This is a genomic window from Mesorhizobium sp. M1A.F.Ca.IN.022.06.1.1 (genome assembly GCF_003952605.1).
Taxonomy (GTDB): domain Bacteria; phylum Pseudomonadota; class Alphaproteobacteria; order Rhizobiales; family Rhizobiaceae; genus Mesorhizobium.
Genome location: NZ_CP034455.1, coordinates 2,394,032 through 2,415,145, shown reverse-complemented (window position 1 = coordinate 2,415,145; position 21,114 = coordinate 2,394,032). Strand labels below are relative to the sequence as shown.

19 protein-coding genes and 1 pseudogene are annotated in these 21,114 nt (G+C 63.3%); 16 read left to right on the top strand and 4 right to left on the bottom strand.

The window, feature by feature from the left end; translation table 11 throughout:
* The first annotated feature begins 335 nt into the window (after positions 1–335).
* The 7 genes and pseudogenes from EJ078_RS11460 (at position 336) to EJ078_RS11430 (ending at position 8,578) form a co-directional block, all read left to right on the top strand.
* Positions 336–797, top strand: a complete 462-nt coding sequence (locus EJ078_RS11460) for a MerR family DNA-binding transcriptional regulator (protein ID WP_082980529.1) — start codon at positions 336–338, stop codon at positions 795–797.
* 230 nt (positions 798–1,027) lie between these two features.
* Positions 1,028–2,823, top strand: a pseudogene (locus EJ078_RS11455) (acyl-CoA dehydrogenase).
* A gap of 117 nt (positions 2,824–2,940) precedes the next feature.
* A complete protein-coding gene (locus tag EJ078_RS11450; RefSeq protein WP_095826070.1) occupies positions 2,941–3,384 on the top strand; it encodes an endonuclease domain-containing protein in 444 nt (147 codons plus the stop codon).
* Complete coding sequence (locus tag EJ078_RS11445) at positions 3,381–4,550, top strand: acyl-CoA dehydrogenase family protein (RefSeq protein ID WP_127243395.1); 1,170 nt, start codon at positions 3,381–3,383, stop codon at positions 4,548–4,550. Before EJ078_RS11450 ends, EJ078_RS11445 begins: the two co-directional genes overlap by 4 nt.
* A gap of 33 nt (positions 4,551–4,583) precedes the next feature.
* Positions 4,584–5,792: an acetyl-CoA C-acetyltransferase gene (locus EJ078_RS11440; protein WP_095829202.1), complete on the top strand. Its 1,209-nt coding sequence runs from the start codon at positions 4,584–4,586 to the stop codon at positions 5,790–5,792.
* 14 nt (positions 5,793–5,806) lie between these two features.
* On the top strand, positions 5,807–8,026 hold the full coding sequence (locus EJ078_RS11435) for a 3-hydroxyacyl-CoA dehydrogenase NAD-binding domain-containing protein (protein ID WP_127403830.1): 2,220 nt from the start codon (positions 5,807–5,809) through the stop codon (positions 8,024–8,026).
* Between the two features lie 9 nt (positions 8,027–8,035).
* On the top strand, positions 8,036–8,578 hold the full coding sequence (locus tag EJ078_RS11430; RefSeq protein WP_095829200.1) for a thioesterase family protein: 543 nt from the start codon (positions 8,036–8,038) through the stop codon (positions 8,576–8,578).
* A 12-nt stretch (positions 8,579–8,590) separates the two neighbouring features.
* Here the strand turns inward: EJ078_RS11430 and EJ078_RS11425 are convergent, their stop codons facing one another.
* Positions 8,591–9,184, bottom strand: coding sequence for a flavin reductase family protein (locus EJ078_RS11425; protein WP_245459203.1), 594 nt, complete (start codon positions 9,182–9,184; stop codon positions 8,591–8,593).
* Between the two features lie 252 nt (positions 9,185–9,436).
* On the opposite strand from EJ078_RS11425, the gene EJ078_RS11420 reads away from it, so the two are divergent.
* On the top strand, positions 9,437–10,078 hold the full coding sequence (locus tag EJ078_RS11420) for a helix-turn-helix transcriptional regulator (RefSeq protein ID WP_067322695.1): 642 nt from the start codon (positions 9,437–9,439) through the stop codon (positions 10,076–10,078).
* A gap of 10 nt (positions 10,079–10,088) precedes the next feature.
* Positions 10,089–10,973: a thermonuclease family protein gene (locus EJ078_RS11415; protein ID WP_245459202.1), complete on the top strand. Its 885-nt coding sequence runs from the start codon at positions 10,089–10,091 to the stop codon at positions 10,971–10,973.
* Here the strand turns inward: EJ078_RS11415 and EJ078_RS11410 are convergent.
* Complete coding sequence (locus EJ078_RS11410; RefSeq protein WP_127215485.1) at positions 10,936–12,585, bottom strand: lysine--tRNA ligase; 1,650 nt, start codon at positions 12,583–12,585, stop codon at positions 10,936–10,938. The genes EJ078_RS11415 and EJ078_RS11410 overlap by 38 nt on opposite strands.
* Before the next feature lie 168 nt (positions 12,586–12,753).
* Between EJ078_RS11410 and EJ078_RS11405 the strand changes: the two genes are divergently transcribed.
* A complete protein-coding gene (locus EJ078_RS11405; protein WP_095826065.1) occupies positions 12,754–13,164 on the top strand; it encodes a tellurite resistance TerB family protein in 411 nt (136 codons plus the stop codon).
* On the opposite strand, the gene EJ078_RS11400 is transcribed toward EJ078_RS11405, so the two are convergent.
* Entirely contained in the window at positions 13,161–14,033 is an 873-nt protein-coding gene (locus EJ078_RS11400) for a transporter substrate-binding domain-containing protein (protein WP_127215486.1), read from the bottom strand. The two genes, EJ078_RS11405 and EJ078_RS11400, sit on opposite strands and share 4 nt — an antisense overlap.
* Before the next feature lie 218 nt (positions 14,034–14,251).
* Here EJ078_RS11400 and EJ078_RS11395 point away from each other — a divergent pair, with 218 nt between their 5' ends.
* The 3 genes from EJ078_RS11395 to EJ078_RS11385 all read left to right on the top strand — a co-directional run bounded on the left by EJ078_RS11395 (position 14,252) and on the right by EJ078_RS11385 (position 16,655).
* The gene (locus EJ078_RS11395; protein ID WP_066996863.1) at positions 14,252–14,983 is read left to right on the top strand and encodes a LuxR family transcriptional regulator; all 732 of its coding nucleotides are present in this window, start codon (positions 14,252–14,254) and stop codon (positions 14,981–14,983) included.
* A 276-nt stretch (positions 14,984–15,259) separates the two neighbouring features.
* Positions 15,260–15,898 (top strand): acyl-homoserine-lactone synthase, encoded by a 639-nt coding sequence (locus EJ078_RS11390; protein WP_066996739.1) that lies wholly within the window; start codon positions 15,260–15,262, stop codon positions 15,896–15,898.
* Positions 15,899–15,908: 10 nt separating this feature from the next.
* The gene (locus EJ078_RS11385) at positions 15,909–16,655 is read left to right on the top strand and encodes an enoyl-CoA hydratase-related protein (protein WP_127215487.1); all 747 of its coding nucleotides are present in this window, start codon (positions 15,909–15,911) and stop codon (positions 16,653–16,655) included.
* A gap of 86 nt (positions 16,656–16,741) precedes the next feature.
* Here EJ078_RS11385 and ppk2 read toward each other — a convergent pair whose 3' ends face one another.
* Positions 16,742–17,647, bottom strand: coding sequence for a polyphosphate kinase 2 (gene ppk2, locus EJ078_RS11380; protein ID WP_127215488.1), 906 nt, complete (start codon positions 17,645–17,647; stop codon positions 16,742–16,744).
* Between the two features lie 185 nt (positions 17,648–17,832).
* Between ppk2 and EJ078_RS11375 the strand changes: the two genes are divergently transcribed.
* The 3 genes from EJ078_RS11375 to EJ078_RS11365 all read left to right on the top strand — a co-directional run bounded on the left by EJ078_RS11375 (position 17,833) and on the right by EJ078_RS11365 (position 21,064).
* On the top strand, positions 17,833–19,098 hold the full coding sequence (locus tag EJ078_RS11375; protein ID WP_127847041.1) for an ATP-binding protein: 1,266 nt from the start codon (positions 17,833–17,835) through the stop codon (positions 19,096–19,098).
* Between the two features lie 108 nt (positions 19,099–19,206).
* A complete protein-coding gene (phoU, locus tag EJ078_RS11370; protein ID WP_127215490.1) occupies positions 19,207–19,932 on the top strand; it encodes a phosphate signaling complex protein PhoU in 726 nt (241 codons plus the stop codon).
* 121 nt (positions 19,933–20,053) lie between these two features.
* Positions 20,054–21,064 (top strand): magnesium and cobalt transport protein CorA, encoded by a 1,011-nt coding sequence (locus tag EJ078_RS11365; protein ID WP_127215491.1) that lies wholly within the window; start codon positions 20,054–20,056, stop codon positions 21,062–21,064.
* Positions 21,065–21,114: the final 50 nt, after the last annotated feature.

Sequence of the window (21,114 nt, the reverse complement as noted above, 5' to 3'; positions counted from 1 at the left end):
CCGTGAAAAATTCGCTACAGGATAAACACGGGTGACCGACATGCGCACATTTCGCCCAACGTGGTAAACAAGGCGTTAACTAAGCTTAAGAAGTGGCGCATAATCCTGACCCGCCCGCCCCAATGGCATCCGAGTGCGGCATAAAGGAGTGTTTCCGACAACGCCCTTGCGTCAGGTGCCGGCTGTCGGTATAGAATTGACGTAAACGTAAAAGGTGCGAAGCCGTGCCTCTTGCGATTGAATTGTCGAAACCACGATTGGAAGCACGCCCCCGCTTCCACTCAGGCGACGTTTTGGTCCGTGACCGCGACGCCATCAGGGGAAAGCCAGTGACCATGAAACTTGTTTCGCCCGGCGAAGCCGCGGCCAATAGCAATCACATATCGGTCGAGACCGACGAAGAATTCGTCCGTATCGGCGAGATGGCCAAGAAGTACGGCGTGACCTTGCGCACGCTGCGATTCTACGAGGACAAGGGCCTGCTCAATCCGAAGCGCGACGGCTCGACCCGTCTCTACACGCGCCGCGACAAGGCCCGGCTGAAGCTGATCCTGCTCGGCCGCAAGGTCGGTTTCTCGCTGCGGGACGTCAAGCAGATGATGGATCTTTACGATCCGACCGGATCCAACACCAAGCAGTTGCGGCTGGCGCTCGACAAGTCCGAGAAGCAGCTTGCCCGCTTGCAGAAGCAGCGCGCGCTGATCGATGAGGCTATCAGCGACCTGAGCAATTCGATGGCGATCGTTCGCCAGATGCTGGCCGAGCGGGCCGCGCCGCAGGCAAGCGCCGCCGGCTGATCTCACGCTAACGGCATAGCCTAGGATAGAGAAAGCCGCGTGGCTGCAGCCGCGCGGCTTTTTTGTTGCCTTGGAGCGAGCGCTAATCAAAAATTTCGGGCTGCGACGAAGTTGACGTTTACGCAAACGTCAATATTTGCTATCGGGGGCATCGACATTGGCTCGGCCTCCCATCCACATCCGGATCGGAAACTTGCTGGCCGGCCGGGACCGCAAGGGTGGAGGAAGGCATGACGATCTACAGGGCGCCCGTCCAGGACACGCTGTTCGTGCTCAACGACGTGCTCGGCTACCAGCGCTATTCTAATCTTCCGGGCTTCTCGGACGCTACGCCGGACGTCGTCGAGGCGATTCTTGCCGAAGGCGCCAAGCTAGCCGAAAACGTCATGCATCCGCTGAACCGGGTCGGCGATATGGAAGGCTGCGTGCGCCATGAAGACGGTAGCGTGACCACGCCCAAGGGATTCAAGGACGCTTTCAGCCAGTATCGCGAGGGCGGCTGGATGGGCCTAGCGGCACCGGCCGAGTTCGGTGGCCAGGGTCTGCCCTATACAGTCCACACCGCGGTCTCCGAATACATGGTGTCCGCCAATATGGCGCTGATGATGTATCCCGGCCTCACGCAGGGCGCGATCGCGGCCATTGTCACCCATGGCACGGACGAGCAGAAGGCCACCTGGTTGCCCAGGCTGATCGAGGGCGCCTGGACCGGCACCATGAATCTCACCGAGCCGCATTGCGGCACCGATCTCGGCCTGCTGCGCACCAAGGCGGTGCCCAATGGCGACGGCACCTACAGGATTTCCGGCCAGAAGATATTCATCTCCGCCGGCGAGCACGACATGGCCGACAACATCGTCCATCTGGTGCTGGCCCGCGTCGAAGGGGCGCCGGAAGGCGTCAAAGGCATCTCGCTGTTCATCGTGCCGAAGTTCAAGCTCGACGACTCGGGCAATGTCAGCGCGCGCAACGCGCTCTCCTGCGGCTCGATCGAGGAGAAGATGGGCATCCACGGCAACTCGACCTGCGTCATGAACTATGACGAGGCCGAAGGCACTTTGCTCGGCGAGTTGAACGGTGGCCTGAAGGCCATGTTCACGATGATGAACGAGGCCCGCCTGGGCGTTGGTCTGCAAGGGCTCTCGGTCTCGGAGATCGCCTATCAGAACGCGGTGTCTTACGCCAAGGACCGCCTCCAGGGGCGCTCGCTGTCGGGCATCAAGGCACTGGACAAGAAGGCCGACCCGATCATCGTCCATCCCGATATCCGCCGCTCGCTGATGACCATGAAGGCGTTCAACGAGGGCGGCCGAGCGCTGGCGCTGTGGACGGCGATCAAGTCGGACGTCGCGCACCGCTCCGGTGACGAAAGGGACCGCCAGTCGGCCGACGACTACACCGGTCTGCTGACGCCGGTGGTCAAGGGCGTGCTGACTGACAAGGGCTTCGATCACGCCGTGATGGCGCAGCAGGTGTTCGGCGGCCACGGCTACATCGAAGAACACGGCATGAGCCAGTTCGTCCGCGATGCCCGCATCGCCATGATCTATGAAGGCGCCAACGGCATTCAGGCGCTTGATCTGGTCGGCCGCAAGCTGGCGCAGAATGGCGGCCGCGCCGTGCAGGCCTTCTTCAAGGAGGTCGGCGAATTCTGCGAGGAAAACCGCGCTGACGACAAGATGGCGCCCTTCACCAAGGCGCTGAAGAAGGGCCTCAACGACCTGCAGGCGGCGACCATGTGGCTGGTGCAGAATGCCATGGCCAAGCCCGACAATGCGGGCGCCGCCTCGACCGACTACATGCATCTCTTCGGCCTGGTGGCATTGGGCTACATGTGGGCCAGATGGCCAAGGCCGCCCAAACGAAGCTCGCCGAAGGTGCCAATGGGGCCGCGTCGTTCTACGACAACAAGCTGGTGACGGCGCGCTTCTTCATGGAGCGGATCATGCCGGAGAGCGCGACGCGCCTCGCCCGCATTTCCAGTGGCGCGGATACGCTAATGGCGCTGCCGGCGGAAGCGTTCTAGAAATGCTCGGCGTCCCCCTCCCCTTGAGGGGAGGGTGGCCCGAAGGGCCGGGAGGGGTCGCCCGCGACGAACTCGACGCCAATTCTGGCGACGCACCCTGGGAGAAGGACTAACACAATGCCCCGCACGCGGGTCAGTTTCGAGATGCGACAGAAAGCGTGCTCGCTTCGTCTGCACACGGCGAAGGCCGAGTCCCTGCTGTGGTACGAATTGCGCGAGCTGACGGCTGATGGCCTGAAGTTCAGGCGGCAATCGCCGATCGGCCCGTACATTGTCGATTTCGTCTGCCCGAAGGTCAAACTGATCGTCGAGGTCGACGGCGACCTGCACGAAACCGAAGCTGGCAGACGTCATGATGTGAACCGCGACGCCTGTTTGCCGTCACTCGGGTATGTCGTTGTCAGGATTGATGAGCCTGATGTCATTAACAGTGCATGGCATGTGGCGCAGTTTGTTAAGGACAAGGCCGAGCACCTCATCGGCGACCCCTCCCGGCCGCTTCGCGGCCACCCTCCCCTCAAGGGGGAGGGGGACGCCGGCGCAGTGGAGGAAACAGCATGACAAATCCAGCCGAAGTTCTTGGCCTGCCGAAGCCCGCCTGGGCGGCGGACGAAGTCGGCATGCTCTACGAGATGGCGAGCCGCTTCATGTCGGAGGAGATCGCGCCGCGCTACGAAGAGTTCGAGAAGAACGAGATTTTCGACCGCGAGAGCTGGCTGAAGGCGGGCGCCGCCGGCCTGCTCTGCGCCTCTATGCCGGAGAAATATGGCGGCTCCGGCGGCACCTTCGCGCATGAGAGCGCCATCATCGAGGCTATCGGCCACGTCGGGGTCGACGGCTTCGGCATCGGCCTGCACAACTCGATCGTCGCGCCATACATCCTGCATTACGGCTCCGAGGAGCAGAAAGAAAAATGGCTGCCGAAACTGGCGACCGGGGAGCTGATCGGCGCCATCGCTATGACCGAGCCCGGCGCCGGCTCCGACCTTCAGGGCGTCAAGACCCGTGCCGAGAAGGACGGCAATCACTACAAGCTCAACGGCTCCAAGACCTTCATCACCAACGGCCAGCTTGCCAACCTGATCATCGTCGTCACCAAGACCGATCCGGACAAGGGCGCCAAGGGCACCTCGCTGATCGTCGTCGAGACCGACGAGGTCGAGGGCTTCGAACGCGGTCGCAACCTCGACAAAATAGGGCTCAAGGCCAACGACACCTCCGAGCTGTTCTTCAACGACGTGCGCGTGCCGACCTCCAACCTGCTCGGCCATGAGGAAGGCAAGGGCTTCGTCCAGCTGATGCAGCAATTGCCGCAGGAGCGGCTGCAGATCGGCACCGGCGCGATCGCCATGATCGAGCGGGCGCTGGCGCTGACCATCGACTACGTCAAGGAGCGCAAGGCCTTCGGCAAGGCGATCATCGATTTCCAGAACACCCAGTTCAAGCTGGCCGAGCTGAAGACCGAGGCCACGATCGGCCGCGTCTTCTACAACGACTGCGTCGCCCGCCACATCGACGGCGGCCTCGACCCGGTCACCGCCTCTATGGCCAAATACTGGCTGTCCGACCTGCAGGGCAAAGTCGTCGACGAATGCCTTCAACTGCATGGCGGCTATGGCTACATGAACGAATATCCGATCGCCCGCATGTTCCGCGACGCCCGCGTCCAGCGCATCTACGGCGGCACCAACGAGATCATGAAATTGCTGATCGGGCGCTCTCTCTGAGCGCAGCGACCGGCAAATCCAAGGAGCACGAAAATGGCCGAAGCTTACGTCTATGACGCCGTGCGCACGCCGCGCGGCAGAGGCAAGAAGGATGGCTCGCTGCACGAGGTGCCGGCGGTGCGGCTCGCGGCAAAGACGCTTGAGGCGCTGCGTGACCGCAACGCGCTCGACACCGGCACGGTCGACGACATCATCTTCGGCTGCGTCGATCCGGTCGGCGAAGCGGGCTCGGTCATTCCGCGCGCCGCCGCCTTCGAGGCCGGCTACGACACCAAGGCGCCCGGCATGCAGATATCGCGCTTCTGCGCTTCCGGACTCGATGCCATCAATTTCGGCGCCGCCAAGATCGCGCAAGGCGCGGACGAGATCGTCATTGCCGGGGGCGTAGAATCCATGTCGCGTGTCGGCATGGGCATGTCCGGCGGCGCCTGGTTCATGGACCCCTCCGTCGGGCTTCCCGGCTGGTTCGTGCCGCAGGGCATCTCGGCCGACCTGATCGCGACGAAATACGGGTTCAGCCGCGACGACGTCGACGCTTACGCCGTCGAGAGCCAGAAGCGCGCCGCCAAGGCGTGGGAGGACGGCCGCTTCAAGAATTCGGTGGTCCCGATCAAGGACCAGAACGGCCTCACCATCCTCGACCGTGACGAGCACATGCGGCCTTCGACCGACATGCAGTCGCTCGCCTCGCTCAATCCGTCCTTCGTCATGCCGGGCGAGATGGGCGGCTTCGATGCGGTGGCCGTGCAGAAGCATCCGGAAGTCGAGGAAGTGAACCACGTCCACCATGCCGGCAACTCATCCGGCATCGTCGACGGCGCCGCTGCTGTACTGCTCGGCTCCAAGAAGGCCGGCAAGGCCATGGGCTTGAAGCCCCGCGCGCGCATCCGCTCGTTCGCCAATATCGGTTCCGAGCCGGTGCTGATGCTGACCGGCCCGGTCGACGTCACCGAAAAGCTCTTGAAGCGTGCCAAGATGAAGCTGTCGGACATCGACCTGTTCGAGCTCAACGAGGCCTTCGCTTCCGTTGTGCTGCGCTATATGCAGGCCTTCGACATCCCGCATGACCAGATCAACGTCAATGGCGGCGCGATCGCCATGGGCCATCCGCTCGGCGCCACCGGCGCGATGATCTTCGGCACGGTGCTGGACGAGCTGGAGCGCCGGGACCTGAACACCGCGCTGGTCACGCTCTGCATCGGCGCCGGCATGGGCACCGCCACCATCATCGAACGCGTCTGACGGGGAGAGAAAAGATGAGCTACACCAATTTCACCCTCGACGTGGACGCCGACGGGATCGCGCTGGTCACCTGGGACATGCCGGGCCGCTCGATGAACGTCTTCACCGAAGAGGCGATGCGCGAGCTCAACGCCATCGTCGATCGTGTGGCCGACGACGCCGCCATCAAAGGCGCGGTCATCACCTCCGGCAAGGACAGCTTCTCCGGCGGTGCCGACATCACCATGCTGCAGAAGATGCTCGCCACCTTCGCCGTCGAAAAGGAGAAGGACCTCGAAAAGGCGACCAAGGCGCTGTTCGACAATGCCGGCTATATGACCGGCCTGTTCCGCAAGATCGAGACCTGCGGCAAGCCGTGGGTATCGGCGATCAACGGCACCTGCATGGGCGGCGCCTTCGAGATGTCGCTCGCCTGCCATGGCCGCGTCGCGGCCGATTCCGACAAGGTGAAGATGGCGCTCCCCGAGGTGAAGATCGGCATCTTCCCGGGCGCCGGCGGCACCCAGCGCGTGCCGCGGCTGACGGATCAGCAGCAGGCGCTGCAGATGCTGACGACCGGCCAGAATCTGACGCCGCAAAAGGCGAAGTCGATGGGCTTGATCCACGAGATCGCCGAGCCGAAGAAGCTTCTCGAGACCGCCAAGGCGATGATCAAAAACGGCCTGAAGCCGGTGGCGCCATGGGACGAAAAGGGTTTCAAGCTGCCCGGCGGTCCGATCTATTCGGCAGCCGGCGCCAATCTCTGGCCGCCGGCCATCGCCATCCTGCGCCGCGAGACCTATGGCAACTATCCGGCGGCCGCCGCGATCCTCAAATGCGTCTATGAGGGCCTGCTGGTGCCCTTCGACACCGGGCTCCGGATCGAGCAGCGCTACTTCACCGAGATCATGCAGACCAAGGAAGCGGCGGCGATGATCCGCTCGCTTTTCGTGTCGCTGCAGGAACTGAACAAGGGCGCGCGCCGCCCAACCGGCGTGCCGGACAGCAAGTTCAAGAAGATCGGCATACTCGGCGCCGGCTTCATGGGCGCCGGCATTGCCTATGTCACGGCCAGGGCCGGCATTCCGGTCGTGCTGCTCGACCGCGACATGGAGTCGGCCGAGAAGGGCAAGGCGCATTCCGACAGCCTGATTTCGGACCAGGTGAAGAAGGGCCGCGCCAAGCCCGAAGAGAAAGACAGGTTGCTGTCGCTGATCACGCCGACGGCCGACTATGCCGATCTTGCCGGCTGCGACCTTGTCGTCGAGGCGGTGTTCGAGGATTCAGGCGTGAAGAAGCTCGCCACCGAGAAAGCGGAAGCGGCGCTGAAGTCCTCGGCGATCTTTGCCTCGAACACTTCCACCATTCCGATCACCTCGCTGGCGAAGAACTCGGCGCGGCCGAAAAACTTCATCGGCATCCACTTCTTCTCGCCCGTCGACAAGATGATGCTGGTCGAGATCATCCTCGGCAAGAAGACCGGCGACAAGGCGCTCGCGGTCGCGATCGACTTCGTACGCGCCATCAAGAAGACGCCGATCGTCGTTAACGACACGCGCGGCTTCTACGTCAATCGCTGCGTGCTGCGCTATATGTCGGAAGCCTACAAGATGCTTATCGAAGGCGTCCCTGCGGCGATGATCGAGAACGCCGCCAAGGCCGCCGGCATGCCGGTCGGCCCGCTGGCGCTGACCGACGAGACGGCGATCGACCTTGCCCAGAAGATCATGAAGCAGACCATCAAGGATCTAGGCGAGAAAGCCGTCGACCCGAAGCAGATGGCGCTGATCAACACCATGGTCGACACGCATGGCCGCTTCGGCCGCAAGAACGGCAAGGGCTTCTACGACTATCCTGCCAAGCCGGCGAAGAAGAAGCTGTGGCCGGGTCTCAAGGATCTCTATCCGCAGCTGAAGCCCGAGAAGGTCGACTACGAGGAGCTCAAAGAGCGCCTGCTGGTCACCATCGCCCTGGAGGCAGTGCGCGTCATGGAGGAGGGCATCGTCACCGATCCGCGCGAGGCGGACGTCGGCTCGATCCTCGCCTTCGGCTTCGCGCCGTTCACCGGCGGCGCGCTCTCCTACATTGACGGCATCAGCGCCAAGCGTTTCGTCAAGATCGCCAAGGGCCTGCAGAAGAAATACGGGGCCGAGTTCAAGGCGCCCAAGCTTTTGCTCGACATGGCCGAGAAGGGCGAGACTTTCTACCAGCGCTTCGACCCTTACCAGAAGGGCGAGGTCAAGAAGGCCGCCTGACGAACTCCGATGTATGTCTGGGGGCGCCTCGCGCGCATGATGGCCACGGCGCGTAGCCGTGGCCCTTATCAAATCGGCGATCAGAGCCGGCTGGCCTTTCGCTGCCTGCCGACCGACATCGATTTCAACAGCCATCTCAACAATGCCCGTTACATGATGCTGGCCGATCTTGGCCGTATCGATGTTTTTCTTCGCGTCGGTCTTGTCGCGCTCGCGCGGCGGAACGGCTGGGCGCCGATGATCGGCGGGCTGCAATCGGCCTATGTGCGCGAGATCAGGCTGTGGAGCCGCTTCGAGGTGGTGTCGTCGATCGAGACCTGGGAAGGCACTTCGGTGATCGGCAAGCACCGCTTCGTCCTCGACAATGGGGAGACGGCGGCGCTGATCCTGACCACCGGCGGCGTCTATGACCGGCGCGGTGGCCGCTTTCTCGAAATTGAGGAGGTCGTCGCGGCGCTCGGCCATTCGGCGGAACCGCGCCCGCCGACCGAGCCCGAGCGGGCATTCATGATCTCGCACCGGAACCTGCGCGAAGAGGCCAAGCGGGCCTGATCGAGCAAGCGTTCAATGTTCGGCCCGGAAGGTTTTGCCCAGATCGACCGCGTCGCCAAAATAGTGCCGGAACACATAGAACAGCGGATTCCATCGCGCAGTGTCGATGTGGTTCGTTCCCGGCAAGACGATGCTGCTGTGCGCATGTACTCGCTGCACGTCTACCTCCATGATGAGGTGCGTCGAGGATGCGCCTTGCTGCTTCGCGCTGCGATGGCAGGTCAGCAGGCGTGTTTCGAACTGCAGGGGACATTCTGCGATGCGCGGCGTCAGGATCAATTCGCTGGGCTGGATCGCAAAACCGCCTAAAGCGAACTTGTCGGCCTCATGAACGAACCCCAATTCGGCCTTATGGGGTGGAACGGATTCGCACCCGTGGTGCGCGCGATCCGTTCGACATTCGCCCAGAGGCTGGCCGCGGGAAAATTGAGGGTGCATTCGCCATCCCGCAGAAGATTGATGGCGCCCTGGGTCGCCGAACTCAAGCCGAGGACCACGCATGAACCCAAGGCCCACGCGGCCGTCATCGTTTCGGGTAACCATCAGGACGACAGGCGTCCCAAAATTCAGAACGGATGGGGCGATGGATTGGTGGTTCGGCAACATGAGCAGTCCTTCGTAATTCGAGGACCGCACCCTACCAAGCTTGCGCACCGAGACGTTTCGGCCGGGGTCGAACGTTGCATCGCGCACGCGGCGACATGGTCGGTGCCGGCGCCCGGCTCAGGATCGAGCCCGTCAATCTTGCGGAAGCGGCGACTTTCTCTGCAATCCGCTGTTCGCGCCGGTGGACAATTGAATGGTCGCGCGTTAGACAGCAGTGAGGCATTTTTTCCTGTTTTTCGAAGGAGAGCGGACTTGCTCTCACACGATCGCGTCTGGGCCGCAATCGATGCTCTTGCCGAACGCTATTCGCTCTCGGCTTCCGGTCTCGCCCGCCGCGCGGGCCTCGATTCGACCGCCTTCAACAAATCCAAGCGCCTGTCCTCCGACGGCCGGCCGCGCTGGCCTTCGACCGAATCGCTGGCCAAGATCATCGAGGCCACCGGCGCCTCGCTGGAAGAATTCACCGTGCTGGTTGAGGGTCACGGTGCCTCCGCCGCGCCGCCGCCGCGTATGGCCGTGCCGCTGCTTGGCTTCGCCCAGGCCGGTGCCGGCGGTTTCTTCGACGATGCCGGCTATCCCTCAGGGCAGGGCTGGGATCTGGTCGAGCTTCCGGCGCGGGCGGCGGAAACCTCCTATGCGCTGAAGGTCCAGGGCGATTCCATGCTGCCGCTCTACCGCAATGGCGACGTGCTGATCGTCGAGCCGGGCGCGCCGACGCGCAAGGGCGACCGCGTCGTCGTCAAGACCACCGCCGGCGAGGTGATGGCCAAGGTGCTCGACCGGCAGACCGCGAAGTCGGTCGTGCTGGTCTCGCTCAACCCCGCTCACCCGGACCGCGATATCCCGATGAGCGAGGTCGAGTGGGTGGCGCGGATCGTCTGGGCAAGCCAGTAGGTCCGGGCTGGTGCGGGTCCTCCATCTTGCCCTGGCGCTTGTGGCGGTTCCGGCAATGGCGGCGCTGGTCGTCGCCGGAGGCCACTCGCTGAAGGGCAGCGAAAGCGTCGTCGCGGTCGATCAGATCGATCCGGCCAGTGCACTTCCGGGGCAAGACGCCGATGTGGCGCCTCGGGAATCGATAACTGCGGAACCGGCGACGTCCGCCATTCTGGCGCCTGCCGCGCCGCAGCCGCCGAAGCCGGTGGCGCATTCGCGGGCGATCGATCCCGACGTGGTGGCGCCACCCGAAGTGCCTGCCGAGGAACTGGAACGGGTCGAGCCGCGCGCGCCGCTCAGCGATCTGGCGCTGGCCGGTCCGCCCAGGCCGCGGAAAACGAAACTGCCGGATGGCGAGGAGGGCACCAAGTTGCTCCAGCCCGTCGCCACCGCCGCCGGCCTGATCAAGGCCAAGGATTTTTCCATCGCCGTGTCGGGCATCGACATCGTCAAAGAGGACGAGACCTGCAGCGACGAAGGCAAGTCATGGGACTGCGGGGTTCGCGCCAGGACGGCATTCCGCGCTTTCCTGCGTGGCCGGACCCTGGTCTGCTCAGTGCCGCCGCAAGACGGGCAGAAGGCCATCGCGGTCAAGTGCTGGGTCGGCAACAAGGATGTCGGTCTGTGGCTGGTGGAAAACGGCTGGGCCCGCGCGGCGCCAGGCGGCCCCTATGTCGAGGCGGGCGACAAGGCGCGCGCGGCGAGGAAAGGCATTTTCGGCGCCGCTCCGAATCTCGGCGGCCTGCCGGCATTGCCGGCCGCCACCGGCCCGGCGCCCGCCGCGCCGAGTTCCATCCTGCCGGCGGAAGATGGCGACGTTACGCAGCCAGCTGACCAGCCAGAGCCCGCTCAATGAGCGCGCGCGTCTCCGTAATGCCGTAGAGCGCCGCGAAAGAGCCGAAACGCGGCCCCCGTTCCTGTCCGATCAGCACCTGATAGATCATCTGGAAGAAGGCGACCGACACGCCGGGTCCGCCTTCCGGGCTCTGCTTGGAATGGTCCTGATAGCGCTCGATCCGCCGCGCGACGTTGAGCGCCGCGTTCTGGATCGCCTCGCCGTCCGCGCCCTGCGGCAGCTCGCCGAGCGCTTCCGAAAGCTTCGCCAGCGCCTCGCGCTCCACCTCGTCGGCGGCGCGATAGACCTTGGTAGGCTTCACGAAGTCGTCGAAATAGCGGATGGCATACCCTGTCAGCCGGTCGAGCTCGGGGTGCGTCTGCGGCGTCACCCCGGACGCGTGGCGCGAGATGAAACCCCACAGCACCGCCTTGTCATGCGCATTGGAGGCGCTGACCAGATTGAGCAGCAGCGCGAACGGGACCGGCAGGTCGATGGCCGGCGGATTGCCGTCATGCATGTGCCAGACCGGGTTGCCGAGCCGCTCCTTCCACTCCTGGCGCGGATAGGCGGACAGGAATGCGTAATATTCGTCGACCGCCTTCGGGATAACGTCGAAATAAAGCTTCTTGGCCTGCCGCGGCCGCTGGTACATGTAGAGGCCGAGGCTCTCGGTGGGCGCATAGGTCAGCCATTCGTCGATGGTGAGCCCATTGCCCTTCGACTTCGAGATCTTCTGGCCGTTCTCGTCGAGGAACAGCTCGTAGACGAAATGCTCCGGCGCGCGGCCGCCGAGGATGTTGCAGATGCGGTCGTAGATTGCCGCGTTGGTCTGGTGGTCCTTGCCGAACATTTCGAAATCGACGCCGAGCGCTGCCCAGCGCATGCCGAAATCCGGCTTCCACTGCAGCTTCACATGGCCGCCGGTGACCGGCAGCGTGGTCTCGCTGCCTTCATCGTCGAAGGTGATGGTGCCGGCCTTGGCGTCGACATGCTTCATCGGCACGTAGAGCACGCGGCCGCTTTTCGGCGAGATCGGCAGGAATGGGCTGTAGGTCGCCTGGCGCTCTTCGCCGAGCGTCGGCAGCATCACCGCCATGATCTCGTCATAGCGCTCGGCGGCGCGCAGCAGCACTTCGTCGAAGCGCCCGGACTTGTAGTATTGGGTCGCGCTGGCGAACTCATAGTCGAAGCCGAACGTGTCGAGGAAGCGGCAGAGCATTGCGTTGTTATGATCGGCGAAGCTCGCATAGTCGCCGCCGAACGGATTGGGCACCGATGTGAGCGGCTTGTGCAGGTAGGGCTCGAGCGCCGCGCGATCCGGCACGTTGTCGGGAATCTTGCGCATGCCGTCCATATCGTCGGAGAAGCACAAAAGCTTGGTCTTGACCTTGTCCCGCGTCAGCACGCGGAAGGCGTGCCGCACCATCGTGGTGCGCGCCACCTCGCCGAAGGTGCCGATATGCGGCAGGCCGGACGGGCCGTAGCCGGTCTCGAATAGGACGGTATCGGGAAAGTCCTTGTTCTTGTAGCGGGCAATGATCTTCTTGGCTTCTTCGAACGGCCATGCCTTGCTTTCGGCGGCGGCCGCAAGCATCTCGGCATTGAGATCGATGATGTTTGATCCCGTCATGTCACTTTCCAGGGTAATCTGCCGGCCAGATGTGTCGGCTTGGGCGCGCAAAGATTTTCACCCGGTCTCTAGGCGCGACGGGCCGGAGCGTCAACGATTTGCGGCGCTTTTCCTTGCGGCGCCTCACTGCCAATCCTACGTTGAAGCCTCACCATCAAGGAGTTTTGAATGCCTTTGACGCCGCACGAAGCCCTGATCTATCTCATGGTCATCACTTCGGCATCCGACCGCGACATGACCGATGTCGAACTGGCGCGGATCGGGGACGTCGTCCGTTCTTGGCCCGTGTTTGTCGATTTCAACAGCGACAGCCTGGTCGGCGTGGCTCAAGCATGCCAGCAGGCTCTGCACGACAAGGACGGGCTGGAAGGCGTCCTCGCGCGCGTCGCCGATGCGCTGCCGGAGCGGTTGCGTGACACCGCCTATGCCGCCGCTTTCGAGGTCGCGGCAGTCGATCTCGAAATGCGCATGGAGGAGTTGAGGGTGCTGCAGCTCATCCGACGGAAGCTCGATCTCGACACGCTCACCGTGGCGGCGATCGCCCGTGCGGCGAAGGCCCGCCTGCGCACACTGACTTAGAAAAAGCTCACCGGAAAATAGCGCAGGTAGAACTCGGCGAAGGTTCCCTTGATCGAGATTTCCTGCAACGCGTAGTCGAAGGCGGCGGCCAGCGCCGGGTCGCCCGCCCTGGTGGCGATCGCCATGCCCGAGCCCAGATATTCGGGCGCCAGATAAGGGCCGCCGGCGAAGCGGCAGCACCCGGCGGCTTCCGAGCCGCCGAGCCAGAAGGCGAAGCGCATGCCGTCGCCGAAGGCGGCGTCGATCCTGCCGGCCTTGAGGTCCGCGTAGAGGTCCTCGGGCTTGTCGAAGGGCACGACCTGCACCGTGCTGAGATAGTCGCGCAGCATCTTCTCATGCGCCGAGCCGGCGATGACGCCCACGCGCTTGCTGCGCAGCTTGTCGAGGATCGGCTCGGTAAACGCCTTGGCCTTCGGCATGATGAAGCGCGCCGGGAACTGCAGATAGGAACGCGAGAAGGCGTATTTCTCGCGGCTTTCCGGCGTCGCCGCGATGCCGGCGATGATCGCCTCGCCTTCGCCTTTCCGCAGCGCGTCGTCGAGATCGTTCCAGGGCAGCGCCTGGATCTGGCATTTCTCGACGATGCCGAGTTCGGCGCAGATCGCCCGCGCCAGGTCGATGTGGAAACCCGACAGCCGGCCGGAGCCGTCGAGGAAGTTGAAAGGCGGAAAATCGGTGGTGGTGAGGAACCTCAGCCTCGGCAACGCCGAAAGATCAGGCTTCGGCAGCCGCTCCTTGGCATCCCACAGCACCGGAACCTGCGGCTCCGCCGCGCGAGTCGCGTCGGCAAATGGCAACGCTCCGATCAGCGCCGACAGGAGGGCCAGAAATATCCATCGGAATGGCACGATAACGCTCCGCCCAATCATGTCCTTGGCTTTTCGTACGAAAACAGTGCAGGCACAATGTTTTTGATTTCAAACGGGCGAATTCGGCGTATGGTTTAGTGCGTTTGCAAGTTTCAGCGCGCGCCCGCAACAGGGGCAGGTGTCGCGAAGAAACTTGTGGTCCGGGGTTGATGGCGAAGGGTGGTTCGGGCATCTACTATCGGTACGAAAAGCAGAAGCAACATGGGGTAGATGTTGCGATGAGCATGTTCGATAGAACTCTGGAATACATCGACCAATTACAGCACGCCAACACTGCTGCGGCAGTGTGCGAGCGGCTGCTCGGCGTCACCTCGAGTTTCGGGCTGACGGCGCTGATGGCCGGAACGGTCCCGCAACCCGGCACGCCGCGCGGCCAGCAGAAGGACCATGTGCTGCTCTGCGACTGGCCGGGCGAGTGGCTGGAGCGCTATGTGGCGCGCAACTATGTCGACCATGATCCGGTCGTCAGCCACATGAAGCAATTGCAGGCCCCGTTCCAGTGGCGGGAGGCTTCCCAGGCCATCGTCATCGACAAGAGCAGCGACGAGGTCATGGGCGACGCCCGCGAGTTCAAGCTGCGCGACGGCCTCGCCTTCCCGCTGGTAACGCTCGACGGCCAGATCGTCATGGTCTCGCTGGGTGGCGAGTCCGTTGAACTGTCGGACGTCGAATTCGGAATGGTCTCGCTGGTGTCCACCTACGCCATCGGCCGCGCCATGCAGCTTCACACGATGGCCGGCAAGGTCGTCGACCACATCGAACTCACACCGCGTGAGCGCGAATGCCTGCAATGGGCAGCTGTCGGAAAGTCCGAGTGGGAAATTTCGCAGATTCTCGGCATTTCGGAGCATACCTCCGAGAAACACCTTCTCAACGCGAAGAGCAAACTGGGCGCCGCTAACCGTGTGCAGGCAGTCGCCGAGGCGATCAGGCGTGGCTATATTAGCTAAATCGGCCGTGCTGGCCCAGAAACGGTCCCATGCGCATTCGCGTAATATTTTAAGCAAGGGCGAGCGGTGTCCTTGTCTTAAGAGAGGGCTAATACTTTCTTAACGCCAAAGCAAACTGGGCGTCGCCAACCGCGTGCAGGCGGTCGCGGAGGCAGTTAGGCGCGGCTATATTGGCGGGGTCGGTCGGTGCCGACCTAAAAATTATTGCCTACGCGATCGCGTAATATTTTCCGGAGAGCCCGGCCGTATCTTCCTCTCAAGCCCAGGAGACGGCTAATGCTTTTTTCCCTCACAACTCAGGAATTGATGGAGCGCCCCGATCTGTGGGAAGCGGTTCACCGCCTGCGCTACAAGATCTTCGTCGAGGAGATGGGCTGGACCGATCTCGACCGCCCGGACGGCCTCGAGATCGACCAATTCGATCATGACGAAGCCGAGCATCACCTCGTCATCCGCAACGGCGAGCTAGCCGGCTATCAGCGCATGCTGCCGACGACGCGGCCGCATCTACTGACCGATGTGCTGACGGACCTCTATGAGGGGACGCCCCCCTCGGGGCCGCGAGTCTGGGAGCTGACCCGCTATGCGGTGGCGCCGGGCTTCCGTGACGGCAAGCGCGGCGTCTCTACGGTCGGCACCGAGCTGATCGCCGGTTTCGTCGAATGGGGCCTCAAGCGCAACGTCAACCAGGTCATCATCGAGTTCGAACCGATGTGGGTGCTGCGCGCGCTGCAGCTGCACTTCCTGGCGACGCCGCTCGGTTACCAGCGCACCTATGGCAACCAGCAGGTGGTGGCGACGCTGCTCACCTTTTCCGAGCATACGCTGGAGGTGGTGCGCCAGCGCCGCAACCACTTCCCGCCGGTGCTGATGAGAGGCTATCCCGGCCAGCTCGGCCTCAGACAGGCTTCGTGAGGTGGTTGTCATGAGCTTCCACCCCGAACCTGAGCTGCGCGGCCACACGCTGGTCGTCACCGTGTCCTCGCATGACGGCCGGCCGGTGCTGGACAGGCACGCCTATGCGTGCCTCGCCAGGACCTTCCACGAGGCCGCCGTCAATGACGAGGTTCGCGTGGTCGTGCTGCGCGGCCTTGCCGGCTGCTTCTGCCTCGGCGGCGACTTCTCGGAGTTCCTCGACGCCGCCAAGCACCAGCAGCTGATTGCCGCCGTCACCGATATGTTTCGCAGGCTTGCGACCTTTCCCAAGCCGGTCCTTGCCTGCGTCGACGGGGACGCCGTCGGCGTCGGCTGCACCATCCTGTTCCACTGCGACATGGTGATCGCCTCCAGGGGCAGCACGTTCAGGGTGCCGTTCGTCGATTTCGGCCTGGTGCCGGACGCGGCGACCAGCATCCTGGCGCCCCAGAAGCTCGGCTATGCCGGCGCCTTCCGCTTCTTCTGCCTGGGCGACACGCTGGGCGTCGACGACGCCAAGGCGCTCGGCCTTGTCGGTGAGATCGTGGAAGGCAGCGCCGAGGAAATGGCCTTGGCGCGGGCAAGGCAGCTCGCCAAGAAGCCGGTTGCCGCGCTGTTGCAGACCCGCGGCCTGCTCAAGGGGGATACGGACGTTCTGTGCGACCGCATCGACCATGAGATATCGCTGTTCCAGCAAGCGCTGCAGGACGATGCCACGCTGAAGCGTTTGCAGCGGATCGCCCGCCTCGCGGCGTGACACCTTGGTGGAAAGTCTCAGCGCCGCGTACCCGCGAAGGTGCGCGGCGCTGTAATGTTGGCCGCCGGCCGCGGGCACGGTGCAAGCTATTTCTCCAGGAACGACGGGCCTTCCCCGATGATCTTCTTGTCGGGCTTGCCGACGGCGTCGAGGTCGCGGCCGTCATAAGGCAAGGACAGAAGGATACGCTGGATCACCGCAAGCCGCGCACGGCGCTTGTCGTTGGCGCGCACGATGATCCAGGGCGCGAACTCCTTGTGAGTGCGCTCGAACATCAGGTCGCGCGCCTTGGTGTAGTCGTCCCATTTGCTGATGCCGGCGATGTCGATCGGCGAGAATTTCCAGTTCTTCAATGGCGACCAGCGGCGGTCATGGAACCGTTCGAGCTGGGTCTCGTGGCCGATGTTCAGCCAGAATTTGAACAAGTGTATGCCCTCGTTGCAGATCATGCGCTCGAAATGCGGCGTCTCGTCGAGGAATGTCGCGTGCTGCTCCGGGGTGCAGAATCCCATGACCGGCTCGACGCCGGCGCGGTTATACCAGGAGCGGTCGAAGGTGACGAACTCGCCGGAGGTCGGGAAATGGTCGACATAGCGCTGATAGTACCATTGGCCATGCTCCGTCGGCGTCGGCTTGGTCAGCGCCACGTTGCGCGCCGTGCGCGGGTTCATGTACTGCCGCAGGACGAAGATCGTGCCGCCCTTGCCGGCCGCGTCGCGCCCCTCGAACAGCGCCAACACCCGTTTGCCGGTCGCCTGCAGCCAGGCCTGCGCCTTGACCAATTCGATCTGCAGCCGCTCGAGTTCCTCGTCGTACTCTTCACCCTTCATCTTCTTGTCGTAGGGATAGCCGCCGGCGGTCAGCTTGTTGTCCTCGATCCAGTCCGGCAGCACCGGGTTGTCGATGTCGAACTCGCGTTCCTTACCGCCTATCCTCATCTTGATCGGTCCTGCGGCAGGCGCCGCGTCGGCATTTCCCTCGGCTTTTTTCATCGGGACGAACCTTTTCAGCTTGCGGACTCGTGCTATGGGAGCCTCTGAGGCGTTGCGTCCGACCGGACGCGCGGTAGCACTTTGATTTTGCGCATGAACACTCCAGAAAATCGATTCCGATTTTTGGGGGTCATGCGCAGGTCGAGTCGGCTGACCTTTCACCGACGTGAGATACGAGGCAGCGCATGGTCGATAAGGGCGCAGACCAGAAAGGCGCAACGCGGGCAGCCATAGCCCAGCTGCGGCGCAGCCGCTGGTTGCTGGCCGCGGCCCTGGTCGCGGTCCTCGGCGTCTATTGTTTCGGCGGCCTTTCGATCTTTGTGCCTCTGCTGGCCGTGGCGTTGCTGGTCGCGGCCGCAATGCTGCCGACCGCCGCCGAGCGCCAGTCAGCCGGCGGGACTGCCGCCATCGAAGTCGGCGGGTTGCAGCGGCTGTCCGGCGAATATCTGGCCGCCGCCGTTGCCGATCCGCTGATCATCTTCGACCGGACCGCCACTATCGTCCACGCCAACGCGGCCGCCTTTGCCGCCTTCGGTGGGCTGGCCCCCGGCATGTCGCTGTCGCTCAAATTCCGCGCGCCGGAAATGCAGGCTTTGCTTGACGGGATCGTCTCGGGAACTATGGCGTCAGATGTCGTCGACTACACGGAAAAGCTGCCGGTCGAGCGCACATACCGGGTGAGCGCGTCCTCGGTCGGCCATGGCACCGATCTTTACGTGCTGGTGTTCAAGGATCAGAGCGAGGCGCGCCGCATCGACCGCATGCGCGCCGACTTCATCGCCAATGCCAGCCATGAGCTGCGCACCCCGCTCGCCTCGATCGCCGGCTTCATCGAGACGTTGCGCGGGCCTGCCCGCAACGACGCGGCGGCGCGCGACCAGTTCCTGCAGATCATGCAGAACCAGACGGGCCGCATGGCGCGCCTGATCGACGACCTGTTGTCGCTGTCGCGGCTGGAGATGAAGCCCTATCTGCGGCCGGGGACCGAAGTCGACCTTCGACAGACCATCGACAGCGTCATCGACTCGCTCGCGCCGCTGGCCAACGAGAACGGCATCGCCATCGAGCGGGACTTCATCGATGGGCCGATTTCCGTGCCGGGCGACCGCGACGAGCTCTTCCAGGTTTTCGAGAACCTGCTGGAGAATGCCTGCAAATACGGCCAGTCGGGCGGACGCGTCACCGTGTCGATAGCACACGCCGAGGACGGCCACGACCCAGGCATCGACGTGACCATAAGGGACTATGGTCCAGGCATTGCCGAGGAACACATCCCCCGCATCACGGAGCGCTTCTACCGCGTCGACGTGGAAAACAGCCGGACTCAGAAAGGCACCGGCCTTGGCCTTTCGATCGTCAAGCATATATTGACACGTCATAACGCAAGGCTGTCGATCAAGTCGGAAGTCGGCAAGGGCGCGGCGTTCACGGTTCATTTGCCGGCTCAATGATCCTATATTGGTTGGCAACCGGCATTTTCTTTTTTCTGTCATCCGGCTCGCGTATCAGCGGCAGATTGAGGGAACGCACCAGCCGGCAGGAACCGAGAAGGCATATCGATGCAGTCCGTCCACATTGTCAGTGCCTATGACGAAGAACTGAAATTCCTGTCGAAGCGCATCGCCGCCATGGGCGGGCATGCCGAGCGCATGGTCGAGCAGGCTATCGCGGCCCTCGTGAACGCCGATCCGGGTTTGGCACAGAAAGTCATCCAGGACGATCTCGTTCTCGACGAGGGACAGCGCGAGATCGACGACAAGGCGATCGTCATCATCGCCAGGCGCCAGCCGATGGCGACGGACCTGCGCGAGATCGTCGGCGCCATCCGCATCTCGGCCGACATCGAGCGCGTCGGCGATCTCGGCAAGAACGTCGCCAAGCGCGTCGCGGCGGTCATTGACGGCCGCCAGCCGAGCAGCCTCTTCCGCGGCCTCAAGGCGCTAGCCGATCTGGCGTTGACGCAGCTTAAGGAAGTGCTCGACGTCTATGCCTCGCGCTCGGTCGAGAAGATCGGCTTCGTGCGCGACCGCGACGACCAGATCGACGCCATGTACACTTCGCTGTTCCGTGAACTTCTGACCTATATGATGGAAGATCCGCGCAACATCACCCCCTGCACCCACTTGCTGTTCTGCGCCAAGAACATCGAGCGGATCGGCGACCACGCCACCAACATCGCCGAAACCATCTATTACATCGTCACCGGCGACCAGATGCCGGCCGAGCGGCCGAAGGGCGACAAGACCGACCAGGTGGTGTTGCCTGGCCCACTATCGGCCGGGTGACGCGGTATCGGCGACCCAAGATCGGCCAAGTGAAGGGCGGCCACTCGAATGGCTTTCTAATTTAGGCTAAGCTCCTCCAGGTGCAGCAGTTTTGTCAGTCGCCGTCTCGGGAGGTTTTGCGATGGAGCAAGTTCGAAACCTGACCGCGGCCCCGCAGCCGACATCCGGCATTGTTGCGTCCAGCGTCTATTCCGCCGGCAAGCGCGTCGCCGACATTACGATCGAAGAGGCCGGAATATGGGCGGCAAAGCCCGGCCATGTCGTCTGGATCGGCCTGCTCGAGCCGGACCGCAACCTGCTGCTTAGGGTGCAGGCGCAGTTCCATCTGCATGATCTGGCGATCGAAGACGCAGAACACCCGCATCAGCGGCCGAAAATCGAACAGTATGGCGATGCCTTGTTCATCGTCGCCCGCACAGCGCAACTGATCGATGGCCGCGTCACCTTCGGCGAGACGCATCTCTTCGTCGGCACCGGCTATATCGTCAGCGTCAGGCACGGCCCGTCGACCTCTTACGCCGCGGTGCGCCAGCACTGGGAAAGCTGCCCGTCCTCGCTCGCCAAGGGCGAGGATTTCGTCCTCTATGCAATTCTCGACTTCATCGTCGACAACTACATGCCTGTGCTCGAGCAGATCGAGGACGAGGTCGAGCAGATCGAGGACAAGGTGCTGCTGAAGCCGATGAGCGGTGGCGACATCGAGCGGCTCTACATGCTGCGCCGCGATCTGCTCAGGCTGCGCAACGCGGCGCTGCCGCTGGTCGAGGTCTGCCGGCGGCTGACCAGCGCCGAGCTGCCGCAGATCCATGCCGCCATGCATCCGCTGTTCCGCGACGTGACGGACCACATCCGCACCGTGCAGGAAAAGATCGACAGCCTGCGCGAGGTGCTCGCCTTCGCCTTCGAGGCAAGCCTTCTGGTCGGACAGAGCCAGGAAACGGCGATCTCCAAGAAGCTGGCCTCATGGGCGGCCATCCTGGCGGTGCCCACGGCCTTCGCCGGCATTTACGGCATGAATTTCGACGACATGCCTGAACTGAAGATGGAATACGGCTACCCGACAGTCCTGGCCGCCATCGCGCTGATCTGCGCGTTTCTGTATTGGCGGTTCAGGAAGAATGGATGGCTGTGAAATAGCGAATAGCGAATAGCGATAAAGAAGCTTGTGCCGGACTCGAATAC

What these genes read in the sequence shown, in the direction of transcription:
- EJ078_RS11460 (WP_082980529.1), top strand. Translation starts at nt 336, where the DNA reads ATGAAACTTGTTTCGCCCGGCGAAGCCGCGGCCAATAGCAATCACATA.
- EJ078_RS11440 (WP_095829202.1), top strand. Translation starts at nt 4,584, where the DNA reads ATGGCCGAAGCTTACGTCTATGACGCCGTGCGCACGCCGCGCGGCAGA.
- ppk2 (WP_127215488.1), bottom strand. Translation starts at nt 17,647, where the DNA reads ATGAAAAAAGCCGAGGGAAATGCCGACGCGGCGCCTGCCGCAGGACCG.
- EJ078_RS11425 (WP_245459203.1), bottom strand. Translation starts at nt 9,184, where the DNA reads ATGTTGCCGAACCACCAATCCATCGCCCCATCCGTTCTGAATTTTGGG.
- EJ078_RS11365 (WP_127215491.1), top strand. Translation starts at nt 20,054, where the DNA reads ATGGAGCAAGTTCGAAACCTGACCGCGGCCCCGCAGCCGACATCCGGC.
- EJ078_RS11445 (WP_127243395.1), top strand. Translation starts at nt 3,381, where the DNA reads ATGACAAATCCAGCCGAAGTTCTTGGCCTGCCGAAGCCCGCCTGGGCG.
- EJ078_RS11400 (WP_127215486.1), bottom strand. Translation starts at nt 14,033, where the DNA reads ATGATTGGGCGGAGCGTTATCGTGCCATTCCGATGGATATTTCTGGCC.
- EJ078_RS11435 (WP_127403830.1), top strand. Translation starts at nt 5,807, where the DNA reads ATGAGCTACACCAATTTCACCCTCGACGTGGACGCCGACGGGATCGCG.
- EJ078_RS11405 (WP_095826065.1), top strand. Translation starts at nt 12,754, where the DNA reads ATGCCTTTGACGCCGCACGAAGCCCTGATCTATCTCATGGTCATCACT.
- EJ078_RS11430 (WP_095829200.1), top strand. Translation starts at nt 8,036, where the DNA reads ATGTATGTCTGGGGGCGCCTCGCGCGCATGATGGCCACGGCGCGTAGC.
- EJ078_RS11395 (WP_066996863.1), top strand. Translation starts at nt 14,252, where the DNA reads ATGAGCATGTTCGATAGAACTCTGGAATACATCGACCAATTACAGCAC.
- phoU (WP_127215490.1), top strand. Translation starts at nt 19,207, where the DNA reads ATGCAGTCCGTCCACATTGTCAGTGCCTATGACGAAGAACTGAAATTC.
- EJ078_RS11390 (WP_066996739.1), top strand. Translation starts at nt 15,260, where the DNA reads ATGCTTTTTTCCCTCACAACTCAGGAATTGATGGAGCGCCCCGATCTG.
- EJ078_RS11375 (WP_127847041.1), top strand. Translation starts at nt 17,833, where the DNA reads ATGGTCGATAAGGGCGCAGACCAGAAAGGCGCAACGCGGGCAGCCATA.
- EJ078_RS11410 (WP_127215485.1), bottom strand. Translation starts at nt 12,585, where the DNA reads ATGACGGGATCAAACATCATCGATCTCAATGCCGAGATGCTTGCGGCC.
- EJ078_RS11385 (WP_127215487.1), top strand. Translation starts at nt 15,909, where the DNA reads ATGAGCTTCCACCCCGAACCTGAGCTGCGCGGCCACACGCTGGTCGTC.
- EJ078_RS11450 (WP_095826070.1), top strand. Translation starts at nt 2,941, where the DNA reads ATGCCCCGCACGCGGGTCAGTTTCGAGATGCGACAGAAAGCGTGCTCG.